The organism is Streptomyces sp. DSM 15324 (assembly GCF_001514285.1).
In the GTDB taxonomy this organism is placed as follows: domain Bacteria; phylum Actinomycetota; class Actinomycetes; order Streptomycetales; family Streptomycetaceae; genus Streptomyces.
Map to the genome: position 1 here is coordinate 75,113 of NZ_KQ949023.1, position 12,837 is coordinate 87,949.

Below are 12,837 nucleotides of genomic sequence, written 5' to 3' on the forward strand. Positions count from 1 at the left end.
TACCTTCGGGACTCATCACCGCTCATCCCCCCGAACCGCCCGAGCCCGGAGCACGTGGAGGCGTCATGACAGCCCCGAGCACAGCCACCGCACCCCCGTCCCCCGCCGCGTCCCCCACCAGGAAGGGGAGCCGCTGGATCGAGGAGTGGGACCCGGAGAACGAGACCTTCTGGCACGACAAGGGCGAGAAGATCGCCCGCCGCAACCTCCTGTTCTCCGTCCTCTCCGAGCACATCGGCTTCTCGATCTGGACGATGTGGTCCGTGCTGGTGCTCTTCATGGGCCCGGAGTACGGCCTCACCCCGGCCGACAAGTTCCTGCTGACGTCCCTGGTGACGCTGGTCGGCGCGGTCGTCCGGGTGCCGTACACCTTCGCCGTCGCCCTCTTCGGCGGCCGCAACTGGACGATCATCTCCGCGGCGCTGCTGCTGATCCCGACCGTCGCCGCCTTCTCGGTGATGGAGCCGGGGACCTCCTTCTCCACCTTCCTGCTGGTCGGCCTGCTCGCGGGCATCGGCGGCGGCAACTTCGCCTCCTCCATGACCAACATCAACGCCTTCTTCCCGCTGCGGAAGAAGGGCTGGGCGCTCGGTCTGAACGCGGGCGGCGGCAACATCGGCGTGCCGGTCCTCCAGCTCGTCGGCCTCGCCGTGATCGGCGCGAGCGGCGGCCCGCGTGTGCTGCTCGGGATCTACATCCCGCTGATCCTGATCGCCGCGACCCTCGCCGCGCTCTACATGGACAACCTCGCGTCCGTGAAGAACGACACCGGCGCCGCGATCGACTCCGCGAAGGACGCCCACACCTGGATCATGTCCTTCCTGTACGTCGGCACCTTCGGCTCGTTCATCGGCTACTCCTTCGCCTTCGGCCAGGTGCTGACGAACCAGTTCGGCCGTACGCCGCTGCAGGCGGCCTACCTCACCTTCATCGGCCCGCTGCTCGGCTCCCTGATCCGTCCGCTGGGCGGCTGGCTCGCCGACAAGTACGGCGGCGCCCGCATCACCCTCTACAACTACGTCGGCATGGCCGCCGCCACCGCGGTCCTGGTCCTCGCCAGCATGCAGAAGTCGCTGCCGCTGTTCGTCTCCGTCTTCGTGGTGCTGTTCGTGCTCAGCGGCCTCGGCAACGGGTCGACGTACAAGATGATCCCCGGCATCTTCCAGGCGAAGGCCGTCGCCCGGGGGCTCGAGGGCGAGGAGGCCGCCGCGTACGGCCGACGGCTCTCCGGGGCCTCCATGGGACTCATCGGCGCGGTCGGCGCGCTCGGCGGCGTCGGCATCAACCTGGCCTTCCGCCAGTCCTTCCTCTCCTACGGCTCCGGCACCGGCGCGTTCGTCGCCTTCCTCGCCTTCTACGCGGCCTGCTTCGCGGTCACCTGGGCCGTATACCTTCGCCGACCGGCGGGGAGGATCACCGCCGCAAGCCCCTCCCCGGAGGCGAAGGCACAGCTCAGCTATGCCGAGGTGTGACGTAACACCGGTGACATGAAGCCGAACCGAGCCTGTCACGCGCCGTTGACAGGCTCGGCGGCACGGAGGCGCAGGGTGACTCGAGCGCGGGACGAGAGTGATGTACGTGGAACAGCAGCGACCGGACGCCACGACGCGGGAATCCGTCGAACACGGCCCCCTCGCGGGTTTCACCGTGGGCGTGACGGCCGCGCGCCGGGCCGAGGAGCTCGGCGCGCTGCTCCAGCGGCGCGGGGCGTCGGTGCTGCACGCGCCCGCGCTGCGGATCGTGCCGCTCGCCGACGACGGTGAACTCCTCGCCGCCACCGAGGACCTCATCGACCAGGCGCCCGACGTGGTCGTGGCGACCACCGCGATCGGCTTCCGGGGCTGGGTCGAGGCCGCCGAGGGCTGGGGGCTCGGCGAGCCGCTGCTCACCCGGCTCGGCCAGGTCGAACTCCTCGCCCGCGGCCCCAAGGTGAAGGGCGCGATCCGCGCCGCCGGGCTCACCGAGGAATGGTCGCCGTCGTCGGAGTCCATGGCCGAGGTGCTCGACCGGCTCCTGGAGGAGGGCGTCGAGGGCCGCCGGGTCGCCGTCCAGCTCCACGGGGAGCCGCTGCCCGGGTTCGTGGAGGCGCTGCGGGCCGCGGGCGCGGAGGTGGTGGGCGTCCCCGTGTACCGGTGGATGCCGCCCGAGGACATCGCACCGCTCGACCGGCTCCTGGACGCGGCCCTCTCGCGCGGCCTGGACGCGATCACCTTCACCAGCGCGCCGGCCGCCGTGTCCCTGTTCTCCCGCGCCGAGCAGCGCGGCCTGCTGTCCGAGCTGCTCGCCGCGCTCCACCACGACGTGCTGCCGGCCTGCGTCGGACCCGTCACCGCGCTGCCGCTCCAGGCGCGCGGCCTGGACACCGTGCAGCCCGAACGCTTCCGGCTCGGCCCGCTGGTGCAGCTGCTCTGCCAGGAACTCCCGGGCCGCGCGCGGGCGTTGCCGGTCGCCGGGCACCGGATGGAGATCCGCGGGCACGCGGTGCTGGTCGACGGCCTCCTGCGGCCCGTGCCGCCGGCCGGGATGTCCCTGCTGAGGGCGCTGTCGCGGCGGCCCGGCTGGGTCGTCCCGCGCGCCGACCTGCTGCGCGCGCTGCCCGGCGCCGGCCGCGACGAGCACGCCGTGGAGACGGCGATGGCCCGGCTGCGCACCGCCCTCGGCACGCCCAAGCTGATCCAGACGGTGGTCAAGCGCGGCTACCGGCTGGCCCTCGACCCCGCCGCCGACGCGAAGTACGCGGACGCGTGAGCCGCGCCTGACGGGCCGGACCGGTGGTACGGGGGTTCCGGCCGGGGCGGGACTCAGGGCACTGTGAGGGGAACGCCGGAACGCTCTTCCCCTTCCTCTCTCGTTCTGCTGTTTCCCGTTCTTCTGTCGGTGCAGGCGGTGGCGCATGACACTGGGCACGGCCACGGACCCCTACGAGCTGCGGTTTGACGCCGGACGCAGTTGTCTCGACCTCCTCGCGACCAGCCATCCCCGGGAACACCTCGACGGCGTCGGCCCGTTGTGCGCCTGGATCCGCGGCGCCGGACTCGTCCCGCCGGGCACCCCGCTCGCCCACGCCGACCCCTCCTGGCCCCCCGCCTTCCGCGAACTGCGCTCCGGCGTCGACCGGTTGGTGCGGGACTGGCTGGCCCGCACCCACCCCGGCCGCTACGACGTCGACCTCGGCCGCCTCAACGACGCCGCACGCGCGGCACCGCCGGTCCCCCGTGCCGTGCGCGACGAGGACGGGACCCTCGTACGGGAGTTGGACGGTCCGCCGGAGTGCGCCGCGCTGCTGGCCGCCGTCGCGCGGGACGCCGTCGAACTGCTCACGGATCCCGTGGCGCGGGCGGGGCTGCGGCAGTGCGCGGGGGACGGCTGCCCGATCGTCTACCTCGACACCTCCCGCGGCCGGCGCAGGCGTTGGTGTTCGAGCGAGGTCTGCGGCAACCGGGAGCGGGTCGCACGGCATCGACGGCGCGCCGCCTTGGCACGCGACCAACTGCCCGGTATACGCCTTCTCTGATGACCTGACAGCAATTGCACAGCGTCACACGACAGCCTGCCGAAAAATCGACGAAGTGATTTCGGCAACATCATGTTTGCCCACGTCTGGGTAAGGGCAACCCGCGTGATTCCGCCCGTGTGGCGAAAAGGTGAAGAAGAAGCGGTGGGAATGTGCCGCCATGTCCCCCTCGTCATGACACCCCGAAGAAAACTGTCGTCTCGGTTTGAACACGCTGAACACCCCTTCCGTACCTGTCACCGAGCGACCGACTGGGGGATCCCCCGGACACCGGAGGTGGGCGTGCGCAAGGATGCGGCCGTGGCCAATGAACATGGATCGAGGGCCCGACATCGCATGTCCCAGCCCTCGGAACCCGACGAGGAGCTGATGCGTGCTCTGTATCGGGAGCACGCCGGACCCCTGCTTGCGTATGTCCTGCGCCTGGTTGCCGGAGACCGCCAGCGTGCCGAGGACGTGGTGCAGGAAACACTCATCCGTGCCTGGAAGAACGCCGGCCAGCTCAATCGAGCGACCGGATCGGTACGCCCCTGGCTGGTGACGGTCGCTCGCCGCATCGTCATCGACGGCCACCGCAGCCGGCAGGCCCGGCCGCAGGAGGTCGACCCGTCGCCGCTGGAGGTCATCCCCGCGGAGGACGAGATCGACAAGGCGCTGTGGCTGATGACGCTGTCCGACGCGCTCGACGACCTGACCCCGGCCCACCGGGAGGTGCTCGTCGAGACGTACTTCAAGGGGCGTACCGTCAACGAGGCGGCCGAGACGCTGGGCATACCCAGCGGCACCGTCCGCTCCCGGGTGTTCTACGCACTGCGGTCGATGAAGCTGGCTCTGGAGGAGCGGGGGGTGACGGCGTGATGAGCATGTACGGGGGATTCGGATCAGGTGGTGCGGGTATGTCTGGCCCCATGCAGGGATCTGTAGGATCTCCGAGCCCGAGCGAACACGAGACCGTGGGCGCCTACGCACTCGGCATCCTCGACGACGCCGAGGCGACCGCCTTCGAAGCACACCTCGCCGGCTGCGAGTGGTGCGCCCAGCAGCTCGACGAGCTCGCCGGGATGGAACCGATGCTCGCCGCGCTCGCGGACCTGCCCGGCTCCGGCACCCCGGCCATCGGCGACTCCCTGTCCGCCCGGCCCAGCCCGCGCCTCGTGGAGAAGCTGGTCGACGAGGTCTCCGAACGGCGCGCCCAGAAGCGCCGGCGCGGCTTCTACCTCGTCGCGGCCGCCGCGGCGCTGATCATCGCGGGCCCGGTCGGCGTCATCGCCGCGACCGGCGGTGACGACGGCGGCAAGGCACCGGTGGCCAGCAGCACCACCAACCCCGCCAAGTCGACCTTCGACACGCTCTCCGACAAGGTCTCCGCGACCGACTCCGGCAGCAAGGTGACGGCGACCGTTGCCATGGGCGAGAAGGCCTGGGGCACCGAGGTCGGCGTCGAGCTGAAGAACGTCTCGGGCCCCGAGAAGTGCTCGCTGATCGCCGTCGGCAAGGACGGCAAGCGCGAGACCGTCTCCTCCTGGTCCGTCCCGGAGTGGGGCTACGGCCTCCCGGGCGCCAAGACCGAACAGGCCAAGAACCCGCTCTACGTCGTCGGCGGCGCGGCCTTCAAGCCGAACGAGATCGACCACTTCGAGGTCATGACCTTCGACGGCAAGAAGCTCGTCCAGGTCGACGCCTGACGAAGACGCCGGGCCCGCCTCCGGGCGGGCTCTCGCCTCCACCGGTCCCCTTCGCGTACGGTTGACGGCTGCCCAGCACGTCAGAAGGGGGCCCGGTGGCCGCACAGGCTCAGCAGGAAACCGCGGTCAGCGCCGCACCGGACACGGTCCGGGACCGCGAGATCGGCGTCGAACAGGAACACCTCGACCGGGTGTACCGGCGCCTCGAGGAGAAGATCCACGAGGCGGAGTTCCTCATGAACGACGCGGCGAAGCGCGGCCAGGTGGGAACACCCGGCGCCCTCGCCGAGCGTGACGCCCAGGTCTTCCGGGCCGGCGTCCACCTCAACCGGCTCAACAACGAGTTCGAGGACTTCCTCTTCGGCAGGATCGACCTCCTCCTCGGCAAGGACGGCAAGAAGGGCCCCGACGGCGCCTACACCGCCGTGGAACCCGCCGAGGGCGCCGTACGCCCCGACAACACCGCGGACATCGCCGAGACCCTCCACATCGGCCGCATCGGAGTCCTGGACTCCGAGTACGCGCCCCTGGTCATCGACTGGCGCGCCCCCGCCGCCGCCCCCTTCTACCGCTCCACCCCGGTCGACCCCGGCCGGGTGGTGCGCCGCCGCGTCATCCGCTCCAAGGGCCGCCGGGTCCTCGGTGTCGAGGACGACCTGATGCGCCCCGAGCTGACGGCCTTCCTCGACGGCGGTGAACTGCCCGTCATCGGCGACGGCGCCCTGATGGCCGCGCTCGGCCAGGCCCGCGGCCACACCATGCGCGACATCGTCGCCTCCATCCAGGCCGAGCAGGACCTGGTGATCCGCGCCCCCGCCGCCTCCGTGACCTACGTCGAGGGCGGCCCCGGCACCGGCAAGACCGCCGTCGCCCTGCACCGCGCCGCCTACCTCCTCTACCAGGACCGCCGCAGATACGCCGGCGGCATCCTCATCGTCTCGCCCACCCCGCTGCTGGTGGCCTACACCGAGGGCGTCCTGCCCTCCCTCGGCGAGGAGGGCCAGGTCGCCATCCGTGCCATCGGCTCCCTCGTGGACGGCGCCGAGGCCACCCTCTACGACGCCCCGGCCGTGGCCCGCGCCAAGGGCTCCTCCCGCATGCTCCGGGTGCTGCGCAAGGCGGCCCGCGGCGCACTGGAGCTGGGGGCGGGCGGAACCCGGGCGAGCGGCGACACCGACGGCGACGGCGACGGACAGCTCGCCTTCGACGACACCCCCTCCGGCACCCCGGCCGCCACCCCCACCCGGCTCAGGGTCGTCGTCTTCGGGCGGCGGCTGGAACTGGAGGGCGCCGACCTGGAACGGATCCGGCAGAGCGCCCTCGGCGGCACCGCCCCGGTCAACCTGTTGCGCCCCCGCGCCCGCAAGCTCCTCCTGGACGCCCTGTGGGAGCGCTCCGGCGCCGCCGGCCGGCACACCGACCCCGAGCTCGCCGCCGAACTCCGTTCCTCCTTCGACGAGGACGTGACCACCGAGGATTCGTTCCTCGCGTTCCTCGACGCCTGGTGGCCCGAGCTGACCCCGGCGGCCGTCCTCGCGGCGATGGCCGACGAGCGCCGGCTCGGCCGCTGGGCCCGCCGCATCCTCAACCCCGGCGAGGTCCGCCGGGTCGCCCGCTCGCTGCGGCGGGACGGCCTGTCCGTGCACGACATCGCGATGCTCGACGAGCTCCAGGCGATCCTCGGCACCCCGGCCCGCCCCCGCAAGAAGCGCGAGTACGACCCGCTGGACCAGCTCACCGGCCTGGAGGAGCTGATGCCGGTGCGCGAGGAGTCCCAGCGCGAGCGCGCCGAGCGGCTCGCCGCCGAACGCGTCGAGTACGCCCATGTCATCGTCGACGAGGCCCAGGACCTCACGCCCATGCAGTGGCGCATGGTCGGCCGCCGCGGCCGGCACGCCACCTGGACGGTCGTCGGCGACCCCGCCCAGTCCTCCTGGTCCGACCCCGACGAGGCCGCCGAGGCCCGTGACGAGGCCCTCGGCACCCGGCCCCGCCGCCGCTTCCAGCTGACCGTCAACTACCGCAACCCCGCCGAGATCGCCGAACTGGCCGCCAAGGTGCTGGCCCTCGCCATGCCCGGCGCCGAGTCCCCCTCGGCGGTCCGCTCCACCGGGGTCGTCCCCCGTTTCACGGCCGTGCGGGACACCCTCGGCGCCACCGTCCGCGCCGAGGCCGAACGCCTCCTCGGCCAGGTCGACGGCACCGTCGGCGTCGTCGTCGCCATGCAGCGCCGCGAGGAGGCCCGCCGCTGGCTCGCCGGGCTCGGCGACCGGGTCGTCGCCCTCGGCAGCCTGGAGGCCAAGGGCCTGGAGTACGACGCCACGGTCGTCGTCTCGCCCGCCGAGATCGCCGACGAGTCCCCGGCCGGCCTGCGGGTGCTGTACGTCGCCCTGACCCGGGCCACCCAGCAGCTCACGGTGGTGTCGGGGGAGCGGGACGACGCGGACGCGCGGGGGGTGCCCGACCTGCTCAGGGACTGACCCCGCCCGGGCCCGGACGAACGTTTTCCGCGAACCGCCCCGCACGGGAATGGTGTTCAGGGATCCGTTTGTTAGCCTGGGTGTGACACCGGCTCGATCCAAGCCCCCGGGCCCAACCTTCGTCGCCACGAGCGACCACTTGCCGCGAGGCGAGCATGGCGGGTCGGTGTCATGAACGGACGGAGAGGCCCACATCCGATGTGATGTGGGCCTCTTCGCGTGGCGTTCCTGCACGAACAAAACGACCGTAACTTGAGGCGACTTTCACGTACTCATCAGTAGGTGCGACGATCGGACGGCAATCCCGCGACCCACCCAGCAGTGCAGAGGAAGTCGGCCATGGCAACGGCGCCCAGCGTCTCCTACTCGATGACGGTCCGGCTGGAGGTGCCCGCGAGCGGAACCGCGGTCTCTCAGCTCACCACGGCCGTCGAGTCCCACGGAGGCTCGGTGACCGGCCTCGACGTCACCGCCTCCGGGCACGAGAAGCTCCGCATCGACGTCACCATCGCGGCCACCTCGACCGCGCACGCCGACGAGATCGTCGAACAGCTGCGCCACATCGAGGGTGTCACGCTCGGCAAGGTCTCCGACCGTACGTTCCTCATGCACCTCGGCGGCAAGATCGAGATGCAGTCCAAGCACCCCATCCGCAACCGTGACGACCTCTCCATGGTCTACACGCCCGGTGTGGCCCGGGTCTGCATGGCGATCGCCGAGAACCCCGAGGACGCCCGCCGCCTCACCATCAAGCGCAACTCCGTTGCTGTCGTGACCGACGGCTCCGCCGTGCTGGGCCTCGGCAACATCGGCCCCAAGGCCGCACTGCCCGTCATGGAGGGCAAGGCGGCCCTGTTCAAGCGGTTCGCCGGCATCGACGCCTGGCCGCTCTGCCTGGACACCCAGGACACCGACGCGATCGTCGAGATCGTCAAGGCCATCGCCCCGGGCTTCGCCGGCATCAACCTCGAGGACATCTCCGCCCCTCGCTGCTTCGAGATCGAGGCCCGGCTGCGCGAGGCCCTCGACATCCCCGTCTTCCACGACGACCAGCACGGCACCGCGATCGTCGTCCTCGCCGCGCTGACGAACGCCCTGCGTGTGGCGGCCAAGAGCATCGAGTCGATCCGCGTCGTGATGTCCGGCGCCGGCGCCGCCGGCACCGCCATCCTCAAGCTGCTGATCGCGGCCGGAGTGAAGAACGCGGTCGTCGCCGACATCCACGGCGTGGTGCACGCCGACCGCGAGGACCTCGTCGACGCCGCCCCCGGCTCGGCGCTGCGCTGGATCGCCGACAACACCAACCCCGAGGGCCTCACCGGCACCCTCAAGGAGGCCGTGCGCGGCGCCGACGTCTTCATCGGCGTCTCCGCCCCGAACGTCCTCGACGGCGACGACGTGGCCGCCATGGCCGAGGGCGCGATCGTGTTCGCGCTCGCGAACCCGGACCCGGAGGTCGACCCGGCGGTGGCCCGCCAGACGGCCGCCGTCGTGGCCACCGGCCGCTCCGACTTCCCCAACCAGATCAACAACGTGCTGGTCTTCCCGGGTGTCTTCCGCGGCCTGCTGGACGCGCAGTCCCGCACCGTCAACACCGAGATGATGCTCGCGGCCGCGAAGGCCCTCGCGGACGTCGTCAGCGATGACGAGCTGAACGCGAACTACATCATCCCGAGCGTCTTCAACGACAAGGTCGCGGGCGCGGTCGCGGGCGCCGTCCGGGACGCCGCGAAGGCGGCCGGGGCGTCGGCCTCGTAGCGCCCCGCCGGACGCACCGGAAACCGCCGCACGGACCGTCGCGGGGACTGTGAGGATCACCACGGCCCCCGCCTCCGGCGCGTCGGGGACCCGGTCCGCCGGGCTGTGTCTATCGTGGCCAGAGCCACAGGCGCGCTTCGGGTGACTCCCAAGGGTGTTCTCCCGACTCCTGCGGGTGCCGGATTGGCTTTCCCGCCGCAGGTAGGGGCAGGATGCGTCCCTGGGCGCGAGCACATCGCACTTCGCTGTGCCCGCTATGCGGCTCCGCCGCGTGGCACGCCGCAACGGCAAGAAGAACACGGGAGTAACAACATGAACCGCAGTGAGCTGGTGGCCGCGCTGGCCGACCGCGCCGAGGTGACCCGCAAGGACGCCGACGCCGTGCTGGCCGCGTTCGCCGAGGTCGTCGGCGACATCGTCTCCAAGGGCGACGAGAAGGTCACCATCCCCGGCTTCCTGACCTTCGAGCGCACCCACCGTGCCGCTCGTACCGCGCGCAACCCGCAGACCGGTGACCCGATCCAGATCCCGGCCGGCTACAGCGTGAAGGTCTCCGCGGGCTCGAAGCTCAAGGAAGCGGCCAAGGGCAAGTAAGCCTCAGTCGTACGCAAAGGGGTGCGTACGAGACTCGGCAACGCCAATGGGGCGGCACCCGGACCGGGTGCCGCCCCATCGCCGTACCGTCGGCTAGCCGAGCGCCTTGCCCGGCAGCTCCACCTTCGCACCGAGCTCCACGAGCTTCTCCATGAAGTTCTCGTAGCCGCGGTTGATCAGGTCGATGCCGTGGACGCGGGAGGTGCCCTGGGCCGCGAGGGCGGCGATCAGGTACGAGAAGCCGCCGCGCAGGTCGGGGATGACCAGGTCGGCGCCCTGGAGCTTGGTGGGGCCGGAGACGACCGCCGAGTGCAGGAAGTTGCGCTGGCCGAAGCGGCAGTCCGAGCCGCCCAGGCACTCGCGGTACAGCTGGATGTGGGCGCCCATCTGGTTCAGCGCCGAGGTGAAGCCGAGCCGGGACTCGTAGACCGTCTCGTGGACGATCGACAGACCCGTGGCCTGGGTCAGCGCGACCACCAGGGGCTGCTGCCAGTCGGTCTGGAAGCCCGGGTGCACGTCCGTCTCCAGCGCGATGGACTTCAGCTGGCCGCCGGGGTGCCAGAAGCGGATGCCCTCGTCGTCGATCTCGAAGGCACCGCCCACCTTCCGGTAGGTGTTCAGGAACGTCATCATCGAGCGCTGCTGCGCGCCGCGGACGTAGATGTTGCCCTCGGTCGCCAGCGCCGCCGACGCCCAGGACGCGGCCTCCAGGCGGTCCGACAGCGCGCGGTGGGTGTAGCCGCCGAGCTTGTCCACACCGGTGATGCGGATCGTGCGGTCGGTGTCGATCGCGATGATCGCGCCCATCTTCTGCAGGACGCAGATCAGGTCCTCGATCTCGGGCTCGACCGCCGCGTTGGACAGCTCGGTGACGCCCTCCGCGAGGACGGCCGTCAGCAGCACCTGCTCGGTCGCGCCCACCGACGGGTACGGCAGCCGGATCTTCGTGCCGCGCAGCCGCCGCGGGGCCTCCAGGTACTGTCCGTCCGCCCGCTTCTCGATCGTCGCGCCGAACTGCCGCAGCACCTCGAAGTGGAAGTCGATGGGCCGGCCGCCGATGTCGCACCCGCCGAGACCGGGGATGAAGGCGTGGCCGAGCCGGTGCAGCAGCGGCCCGCACAGCAGGATCGGAATACGGCTCGATCCGGCGTGGGCATCGATGTCGGCGACGTTCGCGCTCTCGACGTAGGTCGGGTCGAGCACCAGCTCGCCCGGCTCCTCACCCGGACGGACCGTCACCCCGTGCAGTTGCAGCAGACCGCGTACGACCCGCACGTCACGGATGTCCGGAACGTTGCGCAGCCGGCTCGGCTCACTGCCCAGCAGGGCGGCGACCATGGCCTTCGGGACGAGGTTCTTCGCACCGCGGACCCGGATCTCGCCCTCGAGCGGGGTTCCGCCGTGGACAAGCAGTACGTCGTCAGAGCCGTTGACGGTCATGTATCTCGCGTTCCATGGGTGGTGGACTGGGGCAGGGGCCGATGGATCGGGGCAAGGGCCAGAGGAGACAGGGTAATCGCCACCGGGGCCCCTCAAGTAAGCCCGAGGGCGACCCGGGATGGTCATAGCTGTGTCACAACACGAACCGTTCCGCGGCGGGTACGTGCGGTCACCGTGGAGGCCCGTTCCCGTTCGTGTGCCCGGACCGCGTCCGTGTGCCCGCCCGTCTCCCGCCCCTCCCCTCGACCGCGGCCCTGACGGGCGGCACCTGCTGATTCCGCCGCCCGTCGCCCAGGTGTCCGCATTGCCTCCCCACTTCGCGGGAAGATGCGGGATCATGTCTGGCATGACCGAGGTGTCCTCGCTCACAGGGCGGCTGCTCGTGGCCACGCCCGCCCTGGCGGACCCGAACTTCGACCGTGCGGTGGTGCTCCTTCTCGACCACGACGAGGAGGGTTCCCTCGGTGTCGTCCTCAACCGGCCGACGCCCGTCGGCGTGGGCGACATCCTGGAGGGCTGGGCCGACCTCGCCGGGGAACCGGGCGTGGTCTTCCAGGGCGGCCCGGTGTCCCTCGACTCCGCGCTGGGCGTCGCCGTGATCCCCGGCGACTCCTCGGGCGACCGCGGCCCGCTCGGCTGGCGCCGGGTGCACGGCGCGATCGGCCTCGTCGACCTGGAGGCCCCGCCGGAACTCCTCGCCTCGGCCCTCGGCTCCCTGCGGATCTTCGCCGGGTACGCCGGCTGGGGCCCCGGCCAGCTGGAGGACGAACTGGTCGAGGGCGCCTGGTACGTCGTCGAGTCCGAACCGGGCGACGTCTCCTCCCCGGCCCCGGAAAGACTCTGGCGCGAGGTCCTGCGCCGCCAGCGCAGCGAACTCGCGATGGTGGCGACCTACCCGGACGACCCTTCGCTCAACTGATCGCTGTGACCTTCAGTACCCTTGGCCGCATGAGCACTCTCGAGCCCGAGCGCGGTACTGGTACGGGGACCCTCGTCGAGCCGACACCGCAGGTGTCGCACGGCGACGGTGACCACGAGCGCTTCGCGCACTACGTCCAGAAGGACAAGATCATGGCGAGCGCCCTCGACGGTACGCCCGTCGTGGCGCTGTGCGGCAAGGTGTGGGTGCCCGGCCGCGACCCGAAGAAGTACCCCGTGTGCCCGATGTGCAAGGAGATCTTCGAGTCGATGGGCATCGGCGGCGGCGACGACAAGGGCGGCAAGGGCGGCGGCAAGTAGCCTCCCGGTCTTCTGCACCTCCGAGGCCTCCGGGCGCGTTCTGGCGCGCCCCGGGGGCCTTTGCCGTGTCACGGAGTGGTGGAGACCACGGGGGAATGTTCATTGCGCATGGTGCAACGCGACCCGC

Annotated in this window: 11 protein-coding genes; 10 read left to right on the forward strand and 1 reads right to left on the reverse strand. The window is 71.3% G+C overall.

The window, feature by feature from the left end; translation table 11 throughout:
- The first annotated feature begins 65 nt into the window (after window positions 1–65).
- The 8 genes from AQJ58_RS00280 (at window position 66) to AQJ58_RS00315 (ending at window position 10,031) form a co-directional block, all read left to right on the forward strand.
- The gene (locus AQJ58_RS00280) at window positions 66–1,472 is read left to right on the forward strand and encodes a nitrate/nitrite transporter (RefSeq protein ID WP_067243655.1); all 1,407 of its coding nucleotides are present in this window, start codon (window positions 66–68) and stop codon (window positions 1,470–1,472) included.
- A 100-nt stretch (window positions 1,473–1,572) separates the two neighbouring features.
- Window positions 1,573–2,748 carry a uroporphyrinogen-III synthase gene (locus AQJ58_RS00285; protein ID WP_067243657.1) on the forward strand — a complete coding sequence of 392 codons (1,176 nt, stop codon included), beginning with the start codon at window positions 1,573–1,575 and terminating at the stop codon, window positions 2,746–2,748.
- A gap of 145 nt (window positions 2,749–2,893) precedes the next feature.
- Window positions 2,894–3,514, forward strand: a complete 621-nt coding sequence (locus tag AQJ58_RS00290) for a CGNR zinc finger domain-containing protein (RefSeq protein ID WP_067243658.1) — start codon at window positions 2,894–2,896, stop codon at window positions 3,512–3,514.
- Window positions 3,515–3,850: 336 nt separating this feature from the next.
- Window positions 3,851–4,372: a sigma-70 family RNA polymerase sigma factor gene (locus tag AQJ58_RS00295; protein WP_010039908.1), complete on the forward strand. Its 522-nt coding sequence runs from the start codon at window positions 3,851–3,853 to the stop codon at window positions 4,370–4,372.
- 50 nt (window positions 4,373–4,422) lie between these two features.
- On the forward strand, window positions 4,423–5,199 hold the full coding sequence (locus AQJ58_RS00300) for an anti-sigma factor family protein (RefSeq protein WP_067243660.1): 777 nt from the start codon (window positions 4,423–4,425) through the stop codon (window positions 5,197–5,199).
- Between the two features lie 95 nt (window positions 5,200–5,294).
- Window positions 5,295–7,679 (forward strand): HelD family protein, encoded by a 2,385-nt coding sequence (locus tag AQJ58_RS00305; RefSeq protein WP_067243662.1) that lies wholly within the window; start codon window positions 5,295–5,297, stop codon window positions 7,677–7,679.
- A 339-nt stretch (window positions 7,680–8,018) separates the two neighbouring features.
- On the forward strand, window positions 8,019–9,437 hold the full coding sequence (locus AQJ58_RS00310) for an NAD-dependent malic enzyme (RefSeq protein WP_067243664.1): 1,419 nt from the start codon (window positions 8,019–8,021) through the stop codon (window positions 9,435–9,437).
- A 312-nt stretch (window positions 9,438–9,749) separates the two neighbouring features.
- Window positions 9,750–10,031: an HU family DNA-binding protein gene (locus AQJ58_RS00315; protein WP_004000874.1), complete on the forward strand. Its 282-nt coding sequence runs from the start codon at window positions 9,750–9,752 to the stop codon at window positions 10,029–10,031.
- Between the two features lie 93 nt (window positions 10,032–10,124).
- On the opposite strand, the gene murA is transcribed toward AQJ58_RS00315, so the two are convergent.
- On the reverse strand, window positions 10,125–11,471 hold the full coding sequence (gene murA, locus AQJ58_RS00320; protein WP_067243666.1) for a UDP-N-acetylglucosamine 1-carboxyvinyltransferase: 1,347 nt from the start codon (window positions 11,469–11,471) through the stop codon (window positions 10,125–10,127).
- 346 nt (window positions 11,472–11,817) lie between these two features.
- Here murA and AQJ58_RS00325 point away from each other — a divergent pair, with 346 nt between their 5' ends.
- Both AQJ58_RS00325 and AQJ58_RS00330 read left to right on the forward strand, forming a co-directional pair.
- Window positions 11,818–12,390 carry a YqgE/AlgH family protein gene (locus AQJ58_RS00325; RefSeq protein ID WP_067243668.1) on the forward strand — a complete coding sequence of 191 codons (573 nt, stop codon included), beginning with the start codon at window positions 11,818–11,820 and terminating at the stop codon, window positions 12,388–12,390.
- Window positions 12,391–12,419: 29 nt separating this feature from the next.
- A complete protein-coding gene (locus AQJ58_RS00330) occupies window positions 12,420–12,710 on the forward strand; it encodes a DUF3039 domain-containing protein (protein WP_079078617.1) in 291 nt (96 codons plus the stop codon).
- Window positions 12,711–12,837: the final 127 nt, after the last annotated feature.